17 protein-coding genes are annotated in these 20379 nt (G+C 69.5%); 13 read left to right on the top strand and 4 right to left on the bottom strand.

Annotated elements, in window-relative coordinates:
* On the bottom strand, positions 1–985 hold a 985-nt coding region (locus tag WBA97_RS28570; RefSeq protein ID WP_424234045.1), incomplete at its 3' end, for an Hsp70 family protein.
* A 280-nt stretch (positions 986–1265) separates the two neighbouring features.
* Between WBA97_RS28570 and WBA97_RS28575 the strand changes: the two genes are divergently transcribed.
* The 4 genes from WBA97_RS28575 (at position 1266) to WBA97_RS28590 (ending at position 6297) form a co-directional block, all read left to right on the top strand.
* On the top strand, positions 1266–2543 hold the full coding sequence (locus tag WBA97_RS28575) for an IniB N-terminal domain-containing protein (protein WP_424234046.1): 1278 nt from the start codon (positions 1266–1268) through the stop codon (positions 2541–2543).
* A 121-nt stretch (positions 2544–2664) separates the two neighbouring features.
* On the top strand, positions 2665–4479 hold the full coding sequence (locus tag WBA97_RS28580) for a dynamin family protein (RefSeq protein WP_424234047.1): 1815 nt from the start codon (positions 2665–2667) through the stop codon (positions 4477–4479).
* Entirely contained in the window at positions 4476–5915 is a 1440-nt protein-coding gene (locus WBA97_RS28585) for a GTPase (RefSeq protein ID WP_424234048.1), read from the top strand. The genes WBA97_RS28580 and WBA97_RS28585 overlap by 4 nt, the downstream gene beginning before the upstream one ends.
* Before the next feature lie 160 nt (positions 5916–6075).
* Positions 6076–6297 (top strand): DUF3618 domain-containing protein, encoded by a 222-nt coding sequence (locus WBA97_RS28590; RefSeq protein ID WP_424234049.1) that lies wholly within the window; start codon positions 6076–6078, stop codon positions 6295–6297.
* A 302-nt stretch (positions 6298–6599) separates the two neighbouring features.
* Here the strand turns inward: WBA97_RS28590 and WBA97_RS28595 are convergent, their stop codons facing one another.
* Together WBA97_RS28595 and WBA97_RS28600 are read right to left on the bottom strand one after the other, a co-directional pair.
* A complete protein-coding gene (locus tag WBA97_RS28595; RefSeq protein WP_424234050.1) occupies positions 6600–7037 on the bottom strand; it encodes a hypothetical protein in 438 nt (145 codons plus the stop codon).
* 91 nt (positions 7038–7128) lie between these two features.
* Entirely contained in the window at positions 7129–7728 is a 600-nt protein-coding gene (locus WBA97_RS28600; RefSeq protein WP_424234051.1) for a TetR/AcrR family transcriptional regulator, read from the bottom strand.
* 46 nt (positions 7729–7774) lie between these two features.
* On the opposite strand from WBA97_RS28600, the gene WBA97_RS28605 reads away from it, so the two are divergent.
* The 9 genes from WBA97_RS28605 to WBA97_RS28645 all read left to right on the top strand — a co-directional run bounded on the left by WBA97_RS28605 (position 7775) and on the right by WBA97_RS28645 (position 19087).
* Positions 7775–9229, top strand: coding sequence for a flavin-containing monooxygenase (locus WBA97_RS28605; RefSeq protein ID WP_424234052.1), 1455 nt, complete (start codon positions 7775–7777; stop codon positions 9227–9229).
* 117 nt (positions 9230–9346) lie between these two features.
* Entirely contained in the window at positions 9347–10102 is a 756-nt protein-coding gene (locus WBA97_RS28610; protein ID WP_424234053.1) for a transglycosylase SLT domain-containing protein, read from the top strand.
* 375 nt (positions 10103–10477) lie between these two features.
* Positions 10478–11698, top strand: coding sequence for an MFS transporter (locus WBA97_RS28615; protein WP_424234054.1), 1221 nt, complete (start codon positions 10478–10480; stop codon positions 11696–11698).
* A gap of 460 nt (positions 11699–12158) precedes the next feature.
* Complete coding sequence (locus tag WBA97_RS28620; RefSeq protein WP_424234055.1) at positions 12159–13358, top strand: diguanylate cyclase; 1200 nt, start codon at positions 12159–12161, stop codon at positions 13356–13358.
* A gap of 193 nt (positions 13359–13551) precedes the next feature.
* Entirely contained in the window at positions 13552–15681 is a 2130-nt protein-coding gene (locus WBA97_RS28625; RefSeq protein WP_424234056.1) for a phospholipase A2, read from the top strand.
* Positions 15682–15837: 156 nt separating this feature from the next.
* Entirely contained in the window at positions 15838–17604 is a 1767-nt protein-coding gene (locus WBA97_RS28630) for an LCP family protein (RefSeq protein ID WP_424234057.1), read from the top strand.
* A gap of 108 nt (positions 17605–17712) precedes the next feature.
* A complete protein-coding gene (locus WBA97_RS28635) occupies positions 17713–18255 on the top strand; it encodes a helix-turn-helix domain-containing protein (protein WP_424234058.1) in 543 nt (180 codons plus the stop codon).
* A gap of 50 nt (positions 18256–18305) precedes the next feature.
* On the top strand, positions 18306–18788 hold the full coding sequence (locus WBA97_RS28640; RefSeq protein ID WP_424234059.1) for a DinB family protein: 483 nt from the start codon (positions 18306–18308) through the stop codon (positions 18786–18788).
* Between the two features lie 59 nt (positions 18789–18847).
* Positions 18848–19087, top strand: coding sequence for a CsbD family protein (locus tag WBA97_RS28645; protein ID WP_424234060.1), 240 nt, complete (start codon positions 18848–18850; stop codon positions 19085–19087).
* Between the two features lie 74 nt (positions 19088–19161).
* On the opposite strand, the gene WBA97_RS28650 is transcribed toward WBA97_RS28645, so the two are convergent.
* Positions 19162–20376: a cysteine desulfurase-like protein gene (locus WBA97_RS28650; protein ID WP_424234061.1), complete on the bottom strand. Its 1215-nt coding sequence runs from the start codon at positions 20374–20376 to the stop codon at positions 19162–19164.
* Positions 20377–20379: the final 3 nt, after the last annotated feature.

The following is a 20379-nucleotide window of genomic DNA, read 5'->3' on the forward strand; positions in this document are numbered from 1 at the left end:
CCCGCACCCGGACGGCCGCCGACACCAGCTCCGCGATCAGCGGCACGTGCGCCGACCCGCCGACGAGGACGACCGCACGCAGCGCTTCGGAGTCGGCGCCGTCGACCGCGCGCCGCAGCACCTGCACGGTGTGCTCGATGACCGGCCGGATCAGGCCGTCGAAGTCGCTTCGGCTGACCCCGACCGTCGCCTTCTGCGCCCCGGGCGGCGCCGGAATCGTCACCGCGACCGCGGTGGACAGCCGTTCCTTCGCCTCGACACAGGCCGCGCGGAGGGTGGCGAGCGCGGCCGGGTCGTCCGGTAGTTCGCCAAGCTCGGCGGCGGCGTGCTCGGCGAGCAGGTCGTCGAACAGGGCGCCACCCAGCACGTCCGCGCTGTCCGCCTGCGCCCGGAGCTCGAAGCCGAACGCGCCCCGCCGCAGCACGGCCGCCTCGAACCGGCCCGCGCCGAGCGAGTACACCGCGACCTCCTGCCCGACCTCGACGCGGTCGGTGGCCGCGTAGGCCTCCGCGGCCGCGACCGGCCGGGGCAGCATGGTCAGCTCGGGCAGGTTCAGCTCGCGCAGCGCCGCCTGCAGGGCGGACCGGCGGTGCGCACCCCAGCCCACCGGGTGGGTGATCACCAAATGGCTGGCCGGCGTGCCCTCGTAGGCCTCCACGCGGTCCACGACCCACGCCACGAGGGCGGCCGCGAGCGCCTCGGCCGGGTAGTGCCTGCCCCCTAGGGCGATGGGGACCTCGTCACCGATCCGGTCGAGGAAGTCGCGGGCGACCCGGTCCGGGTTCGCCGCGCCGCCCCGGATCGCGGCCGCGCCGACCTCGACGGCATCTTCGCTGGTCAGTAACAGTACGGAGGCGACTCCCGGCTGGTCGGACTCGGCGTCGAGCGGCACGACCGCTGGCTCGCTCCAGTTGTCGCGCCTACTGTGGCTGACCGCCGCGGTCGTGCGTGCCGAGCCGAGGTCGATCCCGAGGGCGTACGGCATTGCGGGCGTTACCTCCGTCCGTGCGGGCGGGCTATGTCGTACCAGGGTGCGGTGCCCCGTAGGGCAACCCCCCGTGGGGCTGTGGGGAGCCCCTAACCCCCTAATGAGTGAGTCATTGTTAGCCCTATGGGTCGAAACGACAACTCGGAGTGATCCCCGATGTCCCCCCGGGCTCGGTCTCCCTAGGTTCATCACCGCACGGCGCCGTGGCGTGTCGAGCCGCACCTCACCACCTGACCGCCACCGCGCGCCAGTACTGATATTCGCTAGGAGAAATTCGTTGTCCTTCTCGATAGAGACCCTTCAGGACTTCGCGTTGACGCTGATCAACGACGAAGCCGCGAAGGCCGCCTACGCCGCCGATCCGCTCGGCGTGCTCAAGGAGGCGGGCCTCTCCGACCTGACGCCCGCCGATGTGCAGGAGGTTCTCCCCTTGGTTGCCGACAGCCTGCCCCCCGTGGGCCTGCCCGCCGACGGTACGGCCGCTCCGATGGACGGTCTGGGTGACCTGCCGGTCCTCGGCGACCTGCCGATCCCCGCGGTCCCGGGCCTCGATGGCCTGGAGACCCCGCTGGGCGACCTGTCCACGGGTGTCGACTCGGCCAACGGCGGCTTCAGTGTCGACCTCGACGGTGACGTGCTCCACACCGCCGCCTCCGGCTTCGCCGCCAACCCGGACGACTCCGACGCCCCGACCATCTCGACCTTCACCGGCACCGCGTTCGGTGAGCTGGCCACCGGCGCGAAGCTCGACCCGGAGGAGTTCGGCGGCTCGATCGCCGGCAGCTCCGAGGTCGCGGACGCGGGCCTCGGCCTGGTCGGCCACTCGACCGGCGACGTCAGCGCGTGGGGTGGCCTCGACACGGTCGCGGGTGACCTCGGCGCAGGCCTGCTGGCCGGCCCCGACGGCGTCGCGCTGGCCGCGGAGTCGCCGCTCGGCAACATCAACGCCAACACCGACGGTGACTTCTCCATCGAGCCCGCCGACGTGTCCGACCTGCTCGACGTCGATCACCTCGGCAGCACCGGCGACGCGGTCGCCGGGACCGTCGCGCACTACACCTCGACCGGCGCCGCCACCGTCACCGACGGCATCGAGTCCGGCAGCGACACGCTCGAGGGCTTCCTCACCGGCCCGGCCGCCCCGGTCGCCGGTGTCATCGACACCACGACCGACACCGTGACCGAAGGCATCGGGGTGGGCAGCGACACCCTCTCCGAGCACCTGACGAACCTGCCGACGGTGCACGACCTGCCGCTGCCGCAGCTGCCAGAGCTCCCGCAGCTGCCCGACGTGCCGGCCGTGGACTCCGGCAACCTGCCCGTGGTGGGCGGGGTCACCGACACGGTGACCGACACGGTCTCCGGTGTGACGAGCCACCTGCCGGTCGACACCTCGTCGCTGCCGGTCGACACGAGCGCCGTCACCGGCCTCGTGTCCAACAACCCGGTGACCGATGCCGTTCACGACAGCCCGGTGGGTGGGCTTGTCTCGGGCGTCACCGATCACCTCCCCCAGGACACCCCTCTGCTGGGTGACCTGGACCTGGGTCTGTAACGCGCCTTTCAGCCCAGTGGGAAAGAAGGGGTTGGCCCCAGCCCCGAGGGCCGGGGTCCGTAAGCACTACGGGCCCCGGCCCCCTTTCACCCAGATGGGGGAGCACGGCACACTCGTCCGGGTGAGGACTCAGCCCTGGCTCAGCGTTCTCGACGACACCATCGCGGCGTGCGTCACGCACCACCGCTCTGACCTGGCCGGACGGCTGGAGAGGCGGCGTTCGCTCCTCCTCGAGCCGAAGCTCCGCGTCCCCGTGATCGGAGAGCTGAACCAGGGCAAAAGTCAGTTGGTCAACGCCCTCGTGAACGCCAATGTGTGTGCCGTGGGCGACGATGTGACCACAATCACGTCCACGACCGTAACGCATTCGCCGACCCCCGCCGCGGCCCTTGTCGCGGACGTCCCGACCTCCGGCAGGCGGGCGATCGGCCCGTCGAACGAGCCGACCCGGATCCCGGTTCCCGTCGACGAGGTCGCCGAGCGTGCGCTGGTCGGCACGCCCGACGTACACGCCGAGGTCGGCCTGCCCCGTGAGCTGCTGGCCGCCGGGCTCGTGCTGATCGACACCCCGGCACTCAACTCGACCGGTGCGCTGCGCACCGCGTCCACGTTCGCCGCGCTCGGCACCGCCGACGCCGTGCTCATGACCACCGACGCCACCGGCGAGCTGTGCGCCTCCGAGCTGGACCTGCTCAAGGAGGTCACGTCGCTCTGCCCCGTGGTCACCGTCGTGCTCACGAAGATCGACATCGTGCCGCGCTGGCGCAAGGTCGCCGAGCGCAACCGCGCCCGGCTCGCCGCGGCCGGCCTGCGGGTGAAGGTCGTGCCGGTGTCGGCGACCGTCCGGCTCGCCGCCGCGCAGACCGGCGACAAGCAGCTCAACGAGGAGTCCGGGTTCGCCGACCTCGTGCGCACCCTGTCCCAGGACGTGCTGAACAACGGCGACGCGATCGCCCGCGGCGCCACCGCCGTGCTCGCGGCCCAGGCCACCACCCAGTTGATGGGCCCGCTGACCACCGCGCTGACCGAGGCCCGCACCGGTGAGCAGGGCCGCGCGCAGACGCTGTACCGCGCCGCGCAGCACCGGCTCGACGAGCTGCGCAGACGCACGACCCGTTGGCAGACCATGCTCTCCGACGAGGTCGCGGACCTGATCTCGGACGTGGAGTACGACCTGCGCGACCGCACCCGCAAGATCATCCGGTCGGCCGACGAGTTCTTCGACGTGGCCGACCCGGCCAGGACGTGGGACGAGTTCGGCGACTGGCTGCGGGACGCGCTCGCCGACACCGCGGAGGTCAACTTCGCCTGGCTCGTCGAGCGGTTCCAGTGGGTGGCCGAGAAGATCGCGCGGCAGGTGGCCATCGAGGAGGCCGTGCCGGAGGAGGTCGCTGCCGCGGGCATGCTCGATCACGTCGGTGGGCTGGAACCACCGAGGATCGAGAAGTTCACCGTCGGGCAGCAGCTGTTCGTCGGCCTCCGCGGCTCCTACGGCGGCCTGCTCATGTTCGGCCTCGCGACCACCATCGCCGGCATGCCGCTGATCAACCCGATCTCGCTGTCCGCGGGTGCCGCGTTCGGCGCGAAGAGCATCTGGGACGAGCGGAGCGGCAGGCTCAAGCGGCGGCAGGCACTCGCCAAACAGACCGCACAGCGCCACGTCGACGACTTCTTCCTCTCCTATGGGAAGGCCAGCAAGGACACTGCCCGGCAGGTGCAGAGAAAGCTGCGCGACCACTTCCAGGCCGTCGTGGAGCGGCTGCAGGCGGGCATCGCCGAGCAGGCGACCGCCGCCAAGCGCACCGCGGAGGCGGAACTGGCCGACCGGCGGCGCCACAGCCAGGAGATCGCCGCCGAGGTGGACCGGCTCGCCGGGCTGCACAAGCGGATCCAGGCGCTGGTCGGCCAGGCCGGACCGCGGGAGCTCACCGCATGACCCTGCACCTCGGCGATCGCGCGCACTCGATGCTGCGCGACGCGCTCGACCTGTACCGGGACAGTCCCCGGGCCACCAACTGGCTGCGCCGCCACATCGACCGGCTCGGCGAACCGCTGCGGGTCGCCGTCGCCGGGCAGCCCGAGGTGGGCAAGTCGACGCTGGTGAACTCGCTGGTGGGCGAGGAGATCGCGCCGCTGTCGGTGGAGGAGGGCAGCCAGGTCCTCGCGTGGTACCGAGGTGGCGCGAACCCGAGGGCGCAGGTGTTCCCGACACAGGCACCGCCCAGGGACGTCCCCGCCGCGCGGATGGGCGGGCGGCTGCACATCGACCTCGAGGGCTGGCGGTCCGACCAACTCGACCGGGTGGTCGTCGACTGGCCGTCGCGCACGCTGCGCGGCCTGACCCTGATCGACACGCCTGGCATCGACTCGTCGGAGGTCGGCTCGCGCATCTCGCTCGACGCGGACGCCGTGCTGTACCTCATGAGGCAGCCCCACTCGACCGACGTCGGGTTCCTGCAGTCGCTGCAGGACCACCCGATCGCGCGTGAGACACCGGTCAACTCGATCGTCGTGCTGTCGCGGGCCGACGAGGTCGGCGGCGGCCGGATCGACGCGCTGACCTCGGCGAAACGGCTCGCGCGCCGGTACCGGACCGACGTGGGACTCACCGGGCTGTGCCAGAACGCGATCGCCGTGTCCGGTCTGCTGGCGCACGCGGGGCGGACGCTCACCGACGAGGAACTGGTGTCGCTCGGTGTTCTCGCGGCGGCGCCGAGGCGGCAGCTGGAGACGGCGATGGTGTCCGCGGACCGGTTCGTCGGCGACGGCGTGCCGATCCGGCTGGACGGCCGCATCCGCCTTGCGCTGCTGGAGCGGTTCGGCATGTTCGGCATCCGGCTCGTGACCACGTTGATCCGCCAGGGATTCACCACCGTCGACGGGCTGTCGGCGGAGCTGGTGGCCCGCAGCGGGCTGGCCGAGCTGCGCGAGTCGATCCGGCAGTGCTTCACCGACCGGCACGACGTGCTGAAGGCGCGATCGGCGCTGCTGGCGCTGGAAGTGGTGCTGCGCATGGAACCCCGGCCCGCGGCGCGACGGCTGGTGTCGGCGCTGGAGGCGCTGGTGGTGAGCGCGCACGACTTCCGTGAGCTGCGGCTGCTGGCGGCGTTGCACGGCGGGCGGACCACGCTGCCCGATCCGCTCGCCGACGAGGCGCGCAGGCTGGTCGGCGGCGTCGGCACGGAGCTGCCCGCCCGGCTGGGGTTCGAGCGCGAGGCGTCCGGGCACGAGCTGCACGGCGCGGTGTCCGAGGCACTGCGCCGGTGGCAGGAGCAGGCGGAGAACCACGCGCTCGGGACGGGCCAGCGGCGTGCCGCGCGGGTGGTGGTGCGCAGCTGCGAGGGCATGGTCGCGCAGCTGACGAGGTACTAGGCCGTGTCTCCCCGGCAAAGTGCTGGTATCGACCCAGCGCATCCCGGACCGCGGGCGGTTGGCGGCGCAGTGCCGTCACGCTCTAGCGGAGGGTCGTCCCGCTGTCTCCGCCCTGGTGCTCTAGGTTTGTTGGCCTGACATAGTTTCGAGGAGGAATCTCGTGGCGCGCGACCCCGACACCATCCAGCGGGAGATCGAGCAGGCGCGGGACGCGCTCGCGTCCACGCTGGACCAGCTCGGCACGAAGGCCAACCCGAAGAAGCTCGTGAACGAGGCCAAGGCGGGCGCGGCAACCACGCTGAACTCCCCAAAGGTCAAATACCCACTGATCGGCGCAGGCGCACTGATCCTGCTACTACTAATCCGCAAACTCTTCCGCTAACCCCCAAGCCCCCGCCCCAGAACCCGCGAGTCCACGGTTCGGAACCCGCGAGTCCACGGTTGGGGACCTGCGAGTCCACGGTTGGGGACCTGCGAGTCCACGGTTCGGAACCCGCGAGTCTGCGGTTCAGAACCTGCGAGTCTGCGGTTCAGGATCCGCGAGGTCAACGTTCGCGACCCGCGAGTTCAACCCGCACGTTCCCCCGGCAGGGGTCGTCGGTCGAACTCGCGGGTCGTTTGGGTTGAACTCGCGGGTCGTGCTGGTTGGACTCGCGGGTTGTCTGGGTTGGACTCGCGTCGCCGTTAGGTGCCTGAGGTGGCTGGGGCTTCTTTTTGCGGTTCCGCGGGGGTCTTGGGGTGTTCCTCCGCGTCCGACTCCGTTCGTGGGGGCGGAGCCGGTTTCGGGGTCTTGTCCGGGGCTGCCGGGGCCGGGGGCTCCGGCTTTTCCGGCTTCTCCGGGTCCGTCTCCTCCGGCTCGGCCGGCTCCTCGGGTTCGGTCTTGGCGAGGCGGGCCGTGAGGTACGCGGTGGTGAACTCGACCGCGTCCCCGTCGAGCAGGTGCACGACTGTCCTGTGGCCGGGCTCGTTGTTCGGCGCGATCTTCTCCACCAGCTGATCCGCGCGGTCTCGTGCCGCGACGAGGCCCGATGCGCGTCCGGTCAGCGTCTGGCCTCTTCCCTTGACCGCCACCGTCCAGTCTTCGCCGTCCGGCGTGTAGTTCACTTCGATCGGGTCAGCCATCTTCTTCTCCCGCCCTCCTCGATCTTCCCCGCCCCCCGGTGGGAAAGACACGTTCCGCTGACCTTAATCGATCTGCGGTGACCGTGCGTGGCTAATGCGGTCGCAGCCCGAACCAGACCAACCGCATGACCAGTTCGGCGGCGTCCGATGCCGACACGTCACGGTGGACATACCACGTGGCGAGCCGTTCACACGCCCCGACCACGATCTCGGCGTACGCCTCGAGCTCGCTGTGCGGCACGTCCGGCAGGAACGACGAGAACAACGTGACGTTGATGGCGGTCTGCTGCTGGCGGCCGGCCTCGATCTCGTCCACGGCCTGCTGACCTGCCACGGTGGCCTCGGCCTGGATCAGCTTCCACGACCGCCGGTGCGAGTCGATGAACTCGAAGAACGCCGTGAGCCCGCGCCGCAGCGCCTCCTCGGCCGACTCCACGCCCTCGACCGAGCGGATCGTCGCCGCGAGCAGCTCGGCCCTCGCCGCGCGGATGCACGCGACGAGCAGGCCCTCCTTGGACCCGAAGTACTCGTAGATCATCGGCTTGGAGACGCCGACACGCTCCGCGATCTCGTCCATCGACGTGTCCCGGTAGCCGCGCTCGGCGAAGATCTCCTCCGCCACCGTGAGCATCTGCCGCTCACGCTCCGCACGCGGCATTCGTTTCCTTGGCTGTTCCTTCGTGGCACCCACAGCGCTACTCTACCGGAAGTAACCTACTCCGAGTAAGGTAGGCGGCATGGAGTTCCACACCGTGGTGATCGGCACCGGCTTCTCCGGTCTCGGCATGGCAATCCAGCTCAAACGCGAAGGCCGCGACGACTTCGTCGTCCTCGAGAAGGCGGGCGACGTCGGCGGCACGTGGCGCGACAACACCTATCCAGGCTGCGCGTGCGACATCCAGTCGCACATGTACTCGTTCTCCTTCGAGCAGAACCCACGCTGGTCGCGGTCGTTCTCGCCGCAGCCGGAGATCTGGCAGTACCTGCGCGACGTCACCGACCGGTACGGCCTGCGCCGCAACATCCGGTTCGGCGTCGAGGTCATCGGCGCCCGCTGGGACACCGACGAGCACCGCTGGCACGTCAGCACCAGCGACGGTGACTACACCGCGAAGTTCCTGGTCTCCGGCATGGGCGGGCTGCACGTCCCGAACGTCCCCAAGCTGCCAGGCATCGAGCGGTTCCTCGGCGAGGCGTTCCACTCCGCGCGGTGGAACCACGACTACGACCTCACCGGCAAGCGCGTCGCGGTCGTCGGCACGGGCGCGAGCGCGGTCCAGTTCATCCCGCGCATCCAGCCGGACGTGGCGAAGCTGACCGTCTTCCAGCGCACGCCGCCGTGGATCATGCCCAAGCCCGACTACGCGATGCCCGGCTGGGTGAAGACGCTGTTCCGCACGGTCCCCGGCGTGCAGCGGCTGTACCGCGACGTCATCTACTGGCTGCTCGAGGCCCGCGCGGTCGGCTTCAACGGCAGGCCGGGCCTGATGAAGCTCGCGTCGCGGGTCGCGAAGGCCCACATGCACAAGGCGGTCAGCGACCCGGAGCTGCGCCGCAAGCTCACGCCCGACTACGTGATGGGTTGCAAGCGCGTCCTCATCGCCAACGACTACTACCCGGCGCTCACGCAGGACAACGTCGAGGTCAGCACCGACGGCATCCAGGAGGTCACCGAGTCCGGGATCGTCGACGCCCTCGGCGTCGAGCACGAGGTCGACGCGATCATCTACGGCACCGGCTTCCATGTCACCGACGCGTTCGACTACCTGGACATCACCGGGGTCGACGGCCGCGACCTGTCGAAGGACTGGCGGGACAACGGCATCCAGACCCACCTCGGCATCACGGTCGCCGGCTACCCGAACCTCTTCCTCCTGCTCGGCCCGAACACGGCACTCGGCCACAACTCGGTCGTGTTCATGATCGAGTCGCAGATCAGGTACGTGTCGCAGGCGATGGCGCTGGTCGATGAGCGCGGCGCGCAGGCCATCGACACCAGGGAGAGCGCGCAGGCGCAGTTCCAGTCCGACATGCAGCGCAAGCTGGTCAACGGCGTGTGGACCCAGGGCGGCTGCAAGAGCTGGTACCTCGACTCGCGCGGCGTGAACCGCACGATCTGGCCCGGCTTCACCTGGCGGTACTGGCTGCGCACCCGCAAGCTCGAGACCGAGGACTTCGACGTGGTCGGTTAGGGCCCGGCCTTTACTCCAGGCGTGCACCGCGACTGTTCCGGTGTGCACTCACGCTGGTGGTGGTCCACCCGAGGCCGCGACGCTTCTCCCCGGAAGAACACGTGAGGGGAGACGCTCGTGGCCAAGCTGTCGCCGGCGGAGATCGCCGGGTACGCGCACGACGCCGGGTTCCGCGGACAGGACCTGACGGTGGCGGTCGCCGTGGCGCTCGCCGAGTCCGGAGGGGACCCGCGTGCGCACAACCCGGTGCCACCGGACAACTCGTACGGGCTGTGGCAGATCAACATGATCGGCTCGCTCGGCCCGGCCCGCCGCGATCAGTTCGACCTGGACGGCAACCGCGAGCTGTTCGACCCCGAGGAGAACGCGAAGGCCGCGTGGGCGATCTCCGGGAAGGGTGACTCCTTCCAGCCGTGGACGACCTACACGAGCGGCGCGTACAAGAAGTACCTCGACGACGCGCGCCGCGGCATCCGCGCGATGGACAAGAAGGACAAGAAGGACCACAAGCCCAAAGGCCCCAAGGATGGCAAGTCCGGGAACGGGAACCCCGACGGCTTCATGGTGGATCCGGACTCGCTCTCCGGGTACGCCCGCACCACTCGGGACATCGCCGACGAACTGCGTGGCCTGTCGGCGCACCAACTGAAGAACGTCCGTGGTCTCGCGGAAGACAGTTTCGGCAAAATAGGAAAAGAAACCGGTTTCGCCGCCGCATTGGACCACTTTGGCGCCGCGCTGCAGCGGCAGGTCAAGGGTGTCGGCACCAAAGCGGACACGCTCGCCGGTTCGGTGTCCAAGACGGCCCGTGACTACCGCGACGAGGACCAGGACATCGAGCAGGTGCTCCTCGGGCTGCTCCGGGACCGGTAGTCCGTACCCACAACCGAAAATTGCCGTTCCCGGCCGAGCGATGTCGTGAGGAAAACGGCCCCGATCAAGGTCGGCGCGCTCTCACCTGCGTGAATTGGCACAGACGTACCCACACAGTAGAATACTGGCATCTGGGAACATGGCCGGACCAACCACCAGTGCACGCGGCGGCCATTGCTACCGGTACTCTGAGCTACGTAGTGATGACCGGATGAGCATGATCGCTCAGACGAGACGTGGCTGATCAGGCAAGATGGTGTGTCGAGCACGTTTGATTTGACGGATGTGGCCGCGATCCCTCGCTACCGGATCGGGATCTGTCAGCATCGACACGGGGGTTGACGTTTGAGCCAGCGAGAGCCCGCTTTTTCCGCAGTGTTGGCGGTCAAGGAGTTCCGCGCGCTCTGGTTCAGCGAAGCACAGTCCATCGGTGGTGATCAGCTCGCCAAGGTCGCACTCATGATCTTGGTGTACCGGGAGACGAACTCGGCGCTGCTCGCCGCGCTCATCTACGCCCTCACCTTTCTCTCCGCGCTGGTCGGCGGCCTCGGCCTGTCACAGCTCGCGGACCGTTTTCCCCGGCGCGACCTCATCGTCACCTGCTCGGCCGTCCAGGCCGTCCTGGTCGGCGTGATGGCGATCCCGGGCACCCCGATCGCGGTGCTGTGCGCGCTGGTGCTCGGGGTCGGGCTGGTGCAGTCACCCGCGCTGGCCGCCCAGAACGCGGTGACCAGGGAAATGTTCACCGATGACGGGCTCTACCTGCGTAGCCAGGACCTCCGGGGCATCACCACCAACACGCTGATGCTGCTCGGGCTGGCCGGCGGCGGCGTGCTGGTCGTGGGGATCGGCCCGTCGTGGGCACTCGCGCTGAACGCGCTGACCTTCGTCGTGAGCACGTTCGTCGTGTGGCGGTGGGTCCGCAACCGTCCGGTCGCGGGCACGAAGAAGGACGGCTGGTTCGGCGGTGCCCGGTGGGCGTTCTCGGAACGCAAGGCCCGGGTGCTGATCACCCTGTCCTGGCTGGTCGGCCTGGTGGTCATCCCGGAGGGTCTCGCGGCGCCACTGGCCCACGCGATCGGTGCGGGTGACGAAGGGGTCGGCCTGTTGCTGGCGGCCGACCCGTTCGGATTCGTGGTGGGCGCTTTCCTGTTGTCGCGCTTCGTTGGATCAGAGATGCGGACACGGATAATCGGCGTGCTCGCGACCGGCGCCGGGGCGGTGCTGATCCTCTTCGCACTGCAGCCGAACTTCGGCTTCGCCCTGGCACTGCTCGCGCTCGCCGGAGCGCTCGGTGCCTACCTGATCACCGTCACCGCCACGTTCAACACGCTGACGCCGAACGAGATCCGCGGAGGTGCGTTCGGGCTGTACCGCACCGGGCTACGGGTGTCACAGGGAGTAGGCGTTGCGTTGGGCGGAGCTGTGGCCCAGTGGACCGGCTCCGCGACCAACACCATCGCTCTCGCGGGCGTGCTCGCGGTTGCGATCGCCATCCCCGCGACCCTTGCTTGGGCGCGCCTGCAGCGGGTGGATCGTCGTGCTCTCCAAGCCGAGCCAACCCATGGTTACCCGAGTGAAGCGCCGAGCACGTAGTGTCCGGCGCGAAGTCGGGTCGAAATGTTCCTGGCAAGTGGGAACTCAGGCGTCACGGTCACGGTCCGACATGGTATGTCACCTCCCCGCAGGTCAAGGCTGGGCTATGGTACTTCAGCCGTCTCGCCCCCGACAGGTCGCAGAAGCGAGATAGTAGTGGATATGAGTTCGTCACGAGCGGGCGGTGTCGCCGTCGCGTCTGCAGCCAGGCACGGTTATGCCCGACGGGGATGAGGTGCGTCGACCGATGCCTTTCGACACTCGTGAACAATCACGGGAGTCACCTCCTGACGAGACCACCGTGTCGAACCGCGCGAAGCGGTCGCAGCGTCAGCGACGTTCCGAGCACGTCGCCCATTCGCTACCCCATAGTGTGAACGATCAGCGCGAAGAACGGCAGGGGTACCACGGAATTGTTGTCGATCCACGGCGATGGGCTGTTTGGAAGCAACCGTGGCGAATGACGGCGTACGCTCTCGCATGGGAGCTCATCGCCGTCGGAGCGATCGTTGTCGCGGTAGTGGACGCCCCGGCGCTGCGTGGGCTTGACTGGTTCCGGGTCGCGGCGCTGGCGATCTGCGCGACGCTGCACATCCAGCTGTCCCGCAGGCAGGAGGAGCGGCGGCGAAGCAGGCAGTCCACGGTGCACATCGACCTCACCGCGATCTGGGTCTTCCCCGCGGTGCTGGTGTTGCCGGTCCAGCTCGCGCTGCTGCTGATCCTCATCGTGCGTGTGCAGCGATGGTTCACCGCCCGGCGACCGTTGAACCGATTCATCTTCTCCACCGCGAGCCTGTCCTGCGCCGCGCTGCTCACCCACGCCACGGTCGCCGCCTTCGGGGACCTCACGATGGCCGAGCTCACCGGGGTGAACTCGCTGCGGGCGTTCCTGGTGCTGGCGCTGGGTGGCCTTGTCTACCTCGGCACACAGGTGGCGATCATCGGCGGCTTCTTCGCGCTGGGCACCCAGTCGCCGACCGCGCGTACGGTGCTGGGCAGCAAAGAGGACAACGAGCTCGAAGCGGTCACCGTCGCGCTGGGCATGGTGACCGCGATCCTGCTGACCAACCTGCCTGCCGCGCTGGTGATCATGGTCGTGGTCAGCGTGGTCGGCAACCGGATCGCCGAGGTCAGGCAGCTACAGGTCGATGTGCGCACGGACCCGAAGACCGGGTTGCTCAACATGCGAGGCTGGCGCGAGGTCGCGGAGCGCGAGATGAACCGCGCGAGCCGCGACGACCAGCCCTGTGCGCTGCTGATGGTCGACCTCGACCACTTCAAGTCGATCAACGACACGTGGGGTCACCCGGCCGGTGACGACGTGCTCGAGTACGTGGCCCACGCGTTGCGCAGCGCCACCCGCCCGAGCGACGTGATCGGCCGCTTCGGCGGCGAGGAGTTCGTGCTCCTGCTGCCCGACGCGGACGTCGACGAGGCCGAGGCGGCGGGCGAGCGTGTTCGCCAGACGATTGCGGAACTGCACGTCCCGACAACGGACAAACGCGGCGGACCGGTGGCGATCTCGAATCGAACGACGTCGATCGGCGTGGCCGTTTACCCCGTACACGCGATTGCGTTGGACTCCCTCCTGCTGGCGGCGGATGCGGCCGTTTACGAAGCCAAAGAAGGCGGCAGAAACCAAGTACGCCTCGCCGGCTGACGCAACGCGAGTGTGTTCCAGCACACGATGAGTTGCGATTTCATGCAGATTCAGGGAAATAGGTTTAGAACGCGAAAACCGATTTCGTCACCCCTGGCGCCTGTTCGGTTCCCCTGTGTAGCCGGCTACTAGGGGTCGAGATCAGGGTGTATCCGGATGGGCGGCGTGATCTCGGCGAGTAGCCTTCGAACCCATGGGGAAGCCAGGACGGTTGCCCCGGTTCAGCGCACTGGTGGCGATCGTGCTGGCGGCGGCCGGCTTCGCGGTGATCGCCTCCCGGCCGGACCCGCAGCAGTACGCACCGCCGAGGGGGGATGTCGCCAAGGCGGAGCGTGCGATCGAGGACCAGCTCGACCCGAAGTCGGGACGGGACCCGATCGAGGAACTGCCTGCGGACTTCAGCAAGGTCAGTGGGCGCGAACCGGCGCACATGAAGGCGCCGGACGGCACGACGCGTGCCGTCCAGGCCGACGGGGGGTGCTCGTCGCCGTGGGGGGCCACGACGTGGGACTACAGTGTGGGCTGCAAGGCGCACGACCTCGGCTACGACCTCCTGCGCTATGCGGAGGCCAAGGGCCATCCACTCGCGCCCGACCTGCGGGAACGGCTCGACGATCGCCTCTCGGCGGACATGCACGCGCAGTGCCGCTACAACCCGCGTGACTCGGCGGGCTCGTGTGAGGTCGTCGCCGCGATCTACACCGTCGGCCTCGTCGTCAACTCCTGGCACCAGCGCTGGGGCCCGCCGCGCAACGAACCGGTGGGCCCGTGGTCGATCGCGATGATCGTGATCATGCTGCTCATCGCGGTGCGCGCGCCGGGCATCGCACGCAAGGGCGCCCCCAGGGGCCGGCCGACCGCGCACCGGCCGGTGCTGACCGAGACCGAGCAGGCACAGGCGCACAGCATGAGCCTCCTGCGCATCGTCAGCCTGACGGGCATCGTCCTCGGTGAGTCGCTGCTGGCGTTCACCATGCGCGACGACATGGAGCCGGCCTGGGCGTGGCCATTCACCTGGCTACTGCAGCTCGTGCCGCTGTTCTTCCTCGCGGGCGGCCACTCGAACCTGCTCGCATGGCGCGCGATGGAGGGGCACTACGTCACCTACGTCGCGAGCCGGGTCGGCTGGCTGATCCGGCCGGTACTCGCGTTCGTGATCGCCTGGCTGGTGATCCCGCTGTCGCTGGAGCTGCTGCGGGCGCCGGAGGGTGCGGTCGCCGCGTTCAGCCGCCTCATCGTCCAGCCCCTGTGGCTGCTCGGCCTGTACCTGCTGGTCGTGGCCGCGACCCCGCTCATGCACCGGCTGCACAAGACGTTCCCCCTGACTACGCCGCTGGTCCTGCTGGCCGGGGTCGTCGGGCTCGGTTTCGTCGGCGGCTCGCTCGCCGCGCACGCCGGCGGCGTGCTGGTCGCGCTGCTGTTCGCCCAGCTGGCCTTCCACTACGCCGACGAGACGCTGTGGCGGATCCCGCGCCCGGTGTTGCTGGCGGTGGCCGCGGCCGCGTTCACCGGGCTGGTGCTGCTCACGGTGTTCGGCGCGCAGCCGAAGCTGCAGCTCGCCGAGCCGACCGGGTACGCGGCGTTCGCGCCGTCGCTCGCGGGGGTGCTGCTCATCGGCATCGTGCAGACCGCGCTGGTGGCGCTGCCCCGCGAGCGCGGCCTGCGGACCCTCTCGACCAGCGCGCCCGCCAGGGTGGCCGCCGTGGTGCGGGCCGCGCCCATGACCGTCTACCTGGTGTACCTGTGCGCGATGCTCGTGCTGGAAGGCGTGGTCGGCGTGGCGAGCCAGGCGGCGGGCATCGGCTGGCTCACCGAGCCGCGCACGATCTTCGCGGTCGGCCTGATCGCCATGCCGACGCTGCTCGCGTTCCTGTGGTTCGAGCGCCGCCCGGCCGGGCCGGCCGAACCGGCGGCCGAACCGACGGAACGCCCGTTGCCGGTCCGGAGCTGGCAGGACACCCTCGCGGCGATCATGGGCGTCGCGCTCGGCGCGCTCGGCGTCGTCGGCTTCGCGGTCGCCGGGCTGTCGGGGTGGAGTGACACGGCCAACGTGCTCGGCCTGCCCGTCGACCCGATGGCGAACCTGATCCACCTGCTCGCCGGCTGGTATCTGGTGCACTGCGTCCTCCTGCACACCAGCTCGCGGCCCGGCCCGTGGCTCGTGACGGCCATCGCATGTGTGCCACCCATGCTGACGACGGTGAGCGGACCTGGCACTGTGGTACACAGCGTGACGATGGTCGGGGCCGTGGTGGTAGCCCTGGCGTGTACGCCCGTGCTGACCCGCACAACCACTCCTCGGCCGGTGCCTGCCGGCCGCTGAGGCAAGGCGAAACACCGCGTCGGTGCGACCACGGTGTGCGACGTATGCCACCCTACGGGACAACCTTGTGGTGCCCGGACACGTCTTTAGTCCAGGGAGAGCGGTACCGCGGGAGCGGGAGGAGTCGGGGTGAACGACCGGAGGCCGGAGGGTCCCGTGCCTGGGCGAGACAGGCAGCAGCCGTCACGTGACGGCAGGCGCGCCGCCCCGCCCGCGAACTCGGGACGCGTGGTCGGTGGCCGGACCGGTGGTCAACCGGACCGGCGTGACCGAGCGCAGGACCGTGTCCCCGGAAGAGTCCCCGACCGGGTCCGCCGCGACGACCCGTACGAGCGCAGGCGCCCGACGCCCCGGACCTCGGACGCGCGCTGGCAGCAGAAGCCAGAGCCGGAGCCGGCGCCGCGCCCCCAGCCACGCAGGACGGCAAGGCCTGGCATGACCGGCGCCAAGTCCGCCGTCGCCTTCCTGTCGGTGCTGGTGCTGGTCGGCACCGGCTACTACTGGAACCGGATCGACTCGTTCACCGACGGCCTGACCACCGCGGACGTCATCGACGCCCCGCCGGTCGAGAAGCCTGCCGACGGCGCGATCGACATCCTCATGGTCGGCATGGACAGCCGCACCGACGCGCAGGGCCACCCGCTGTCGGACGAGCAGCTCGCGATGCTGAGCGCGGGGGTGTCCGACGGCGAGCAGAACACCGACACACTGATCATGATCCGGATCCCGAACGACGGTGGTCCCGCGGTCGGCGTGTCCATGCCGCGTGACTCCTACGTCGAGATCCCCGGCTACGGCCAGCACAAGATCAACTCCGCGTACGCGCGGGCCAAGGGCGACGCCATGGCCCAGCTGCGCGAGGAGGGCGTCGGCGACGAAGCCGAGCTGCAGGTGAGCTCCAACCAGGAGGGCGCGAAGAAGCTCATCGAGACCATCCAGGACCTGACCGGCGCGGGCATCGACCACTACGCCGAGGTCAACCTGCTCGGCTTCTACGACATCACCAACGCCATCGGCGGCATCGACGTGTGCCTGAACCAGGCCGTCGACGACGAGTACTCCGGCGCGCGTTTCCCCGCAGGTCAGCAGAACCTCGCGGGCGTGGCCGCGCTCGCGTTCGTCCGGCAGCGCCACGGCCTGCCCAACGGCGACCTCGACCGCATCGTGCGCCAGCAGGTGTTCATGTCCGGGATGGCGAAGAAGGTGTTCTCGCAGGACATGCTGACGCCGGGGTCGGACACCCTGGACAAGCTGCAGGCGGCGATCCAGAAGTCGGTCGTGCTGGACAAGGACTGGAACGTCATGCAGTTCGCTCAGCAGATGATGGGCATCACCGGCGGCAAGGTCGAGTTCAAGACCATCCCGCACGGCACGATCGACCTGAAGACCGACAGCGATGGCTCAGCGGTGGAGGTCGACCCGTCCGACGTCCAGGACTTCGTCGGCGGGCTGGTCGGCAAGAAGAAGGACGACAAGGGCGGCGGCACGGAGCCCGGCGGCGACGACAGCTCGGCGGACAACTCGAAGACGACCGTCAACGTGCGGAACGCGACGGACCAGGGTGGTCTCGCCGGTGCAGTGGCGTCCGTGCTGGCCGACGAGGGCTTCACCACGGGCGAGGTCGGCAACGCCGAGAACCGGGATGCCACCGTCGTCCGGCACGCAACGGGTGAGAAGGACGCCGGTGACCGCGTCGCCGCCGCGCTGGGCGGGAACGTTCAGGTGGAGGAGGACGCGAACCTGCCTGCCGGCAGCGTGACCATCCTCCTCGGCGCCGACTACGACGGGCCGGGCGCGTCCGGTTCGGACAGTGCGTCCGGCGATGGCGACGGACTGGCGGGCGAGCGGCTGGTAGACCTGTCCGGCCGCGGTCCCGCCCGGGCCCAGCCTGCTCCCCCGAACCCCAGCGGTTGCGTCAACTGACGTAGCGCTGGCCTGCTGGACGGCCGCGTCGATTCACCTGTTCGGGTTACTTACAAATGCGAATTCTGAAAACCCGCGTAATTGGACGCGGGTTGGTCGCTTCCTCCTATGTCGGCATCTCGGTGGGGACCCGGGGTGCCAACCGAGAGAGGGGCGATCGTGCGGCTGGACACAGCGACCTACCAGCGGGTTCTCGGCGACGAGCTGCGTCGTCTACGCAAGGAGCGCGGGTGGACGCGACGGGATCTGAACCGGCGGCTGCAGAGCGACATCTCCCTCCAGACCCTGGCCACCTACGAGCTCGGCACCAGGCAGTGTTCGGTCGTACGGCTCGTGGAGATCTGCATCGCCCTCGACGAGGTGCCCCACGAGCTGATGGCGCGCGTGCACCAGCGGGTGTTCAGTGACTCCCCGGTCGGCCGCATCCGCGTCGACCTGCGCAAGGTAGTGCTCGACACCCAGCCGGAGCTGTTGCCGCTGCGCCGGTGGGCGAAAGGCAGGCTGGCGGATCCCAACGGTACGCATGGATCCTCCGACGTCAGCCTGGACATCTCCGCGCTGGAGCGCATGGCCGAGCTGTGCGGCCTCCAGACCGTGGAGCTGATCGCCCGCCTCCGCGCCATCGCAGGCGTAGCCGAGGTTGGTGACTGAGCCGCTCCGCGCGGCCAGATCCTGTCGGTGGTCAAGGTTAGCCTCTCATTATGGCTGGACCTGAGGACGCGGTGGCGACCGCTGGGGAGCGCCCCATGCTGGAGGTGTGGCTGGACACCTTCCGCGACACCGTCGTCGACAAGATCACCGGGCTGTCCGAAGCAGACATCCGGCGGCGGCTGGTGCCGTCGCTCACCACGGTCGGCGGCGTGCTGAAACACCTGCGCTGGGTCGAGACCGGCTGGTTCGGGTACTTACTCGGCGCGCGCTCCGGGGACAACCGGCGCGCGCACCATCGGGACTGGGAGTTCACCGTCCAGCCCGATGACACCGCCACCTCGCTGATCGAGGAATACCGCACCGCGTGCGCCCGCTCACGCGAGGTGGCGAAGGACCTCGCGCTCGACGATGTGGTGCCGCACCACGAGATGGGTGCCGTCTCCGTTCGGTGGGTCTACCTGCACCTGATCGAGGAAACCGCCCGCCACGCCGGGCACCTCGACATCCTGCGCGAGCAGCTCGAGGTTTTGTAGCCGGGAGGGCCGGGTATTCGAGCCTCGTACCGAAAACTCCAGTCGGGAGGAGCGAAACCATGCCGGACAGGAGTGGCCCAGCCGAGGGCGTCAAGGGCGTCGTCGAGGACATCAAGGGCCGGTTCAAGGAAGCAGCCGGCGCGATCGTGGGAGACGACTCCAAGGTCCGCGAAGGCCAGGCCCAGCAGGACAAGGCCGCAGCGCAGCGCGAAGTGGCGGAGAAGGAATCCGCCGCCGAACGCGCAAGGACTGAAGCAGATATCCACGAGGCGCGTGAAAGGTCCCACCAGGACAAGTAGCGCACCACGCCCGCGACGCCGGAGGCATATGTCCCGGCGTCGCGGATTGTCCTGGGGAAGTTGCCGTTCGGCCGCTACCGGCCCAGTGCCGCGACGCCTTCCAGCAGGCGGTCCACATCGGACTTCGTGGTGTACGGGGCCATGCCCGCGCGGACCGCGCCCTCGTGCTCGATGCCCAGTATCTTCGCGCATTCATAGGCATAGAACGTGCCCGCCGGGGCGTTCACGCCTCGGTCGGCCAGCGCGCGGTACACCTCCGCCGGGGGCACGCCGTGCACCGTGAAGAGGGTGGTCGGCGTGCGGTGGCGGTCCGGGTCGCCGTAGCGCTCGACGCTGGGTAGTCCGGCCAGCCCATTGTCCAGTTGGGACACAAGGATCTGCTCGTGGTGTTCCAGCGCCTCAAGGGACGTGGCGAGACGTTCGCGGCGGGTGCCGGTCGCGGGGACGAGGTCGGCGAGGAAGTCGATCGCGGCAGTGGCGCCCGCGAGGGACTCGTAGGGCAGCGTGCCGAACTCGAAGCGCTCCGGGACGATGTCGGAGGCGGGCAGCAGCTTGTCCGGGCGCAGTTCCTCGAGCAGCGCGGGTGCCGCCGCCAGCATGCCCAGGTGCGGGCCGAGGAACTTGTACGGCGAGCACGCGTAGAAGTCCGCGCCCAGCGCGGCGACGTCGACGAACGCGTGCGGCGTGTAGTGCACGCCGTCGACGTACACGAGGGCGCCGACGTCATGCGCGGTCGCGGCCACCGACGCCACGTCCGGGCGGCTGCCCAGCAGGTTCGACGCCGCCGTCAGCGCCACCAGCCTGGTACGCGGGGACAGGACCCTCGCGACGTCATCGACGGTCAGCACGCCGGTCGCCGGGTCGAACGACGCCCAGCGCACGGATGCCCCCGCCGCCGTGGCGGCCTGAACCCACGGGCGGACGTTCGCGTCGTGGTCCAGCCGGGTCACGACCACCTCGTCGCCAGGGCCCCACGCCTTCGCGAGGGTGCGGGCGAAGTCGTAGGTCAGCTGCGTCATGCTGCGGCCGAACACGATGCCCGCCGGGTCGCCGCCGACCAGGTCCGCGCCCGCCGCGCGGGCGGCGTCGACGATCTCGGTGGCCCTGCGCTCGGCCGCGGTCACCGTGCCCTTGTTCGCGACCGAGGACCGCAGCACGCCCGCGACGGCGTCGGCCACCTGGACCGGGGACTGCGAGCCGCCGGGTCCGTCGAAGTGGGCGGCGGCAGGCGTGTCACTGGAGTCGAGCGCGGGGAAGTGTGCCCGCACCGCGGTCACGTCGTAGGACATGCC

The organism is Actinophytocola sp., from assembly GCF_049647105.1.
Lineage (GTDB): Bacteria > Actinomycetota > Actinomycetes > Mycobacteriales > Pseudonocardiaceae > Actinophytocola.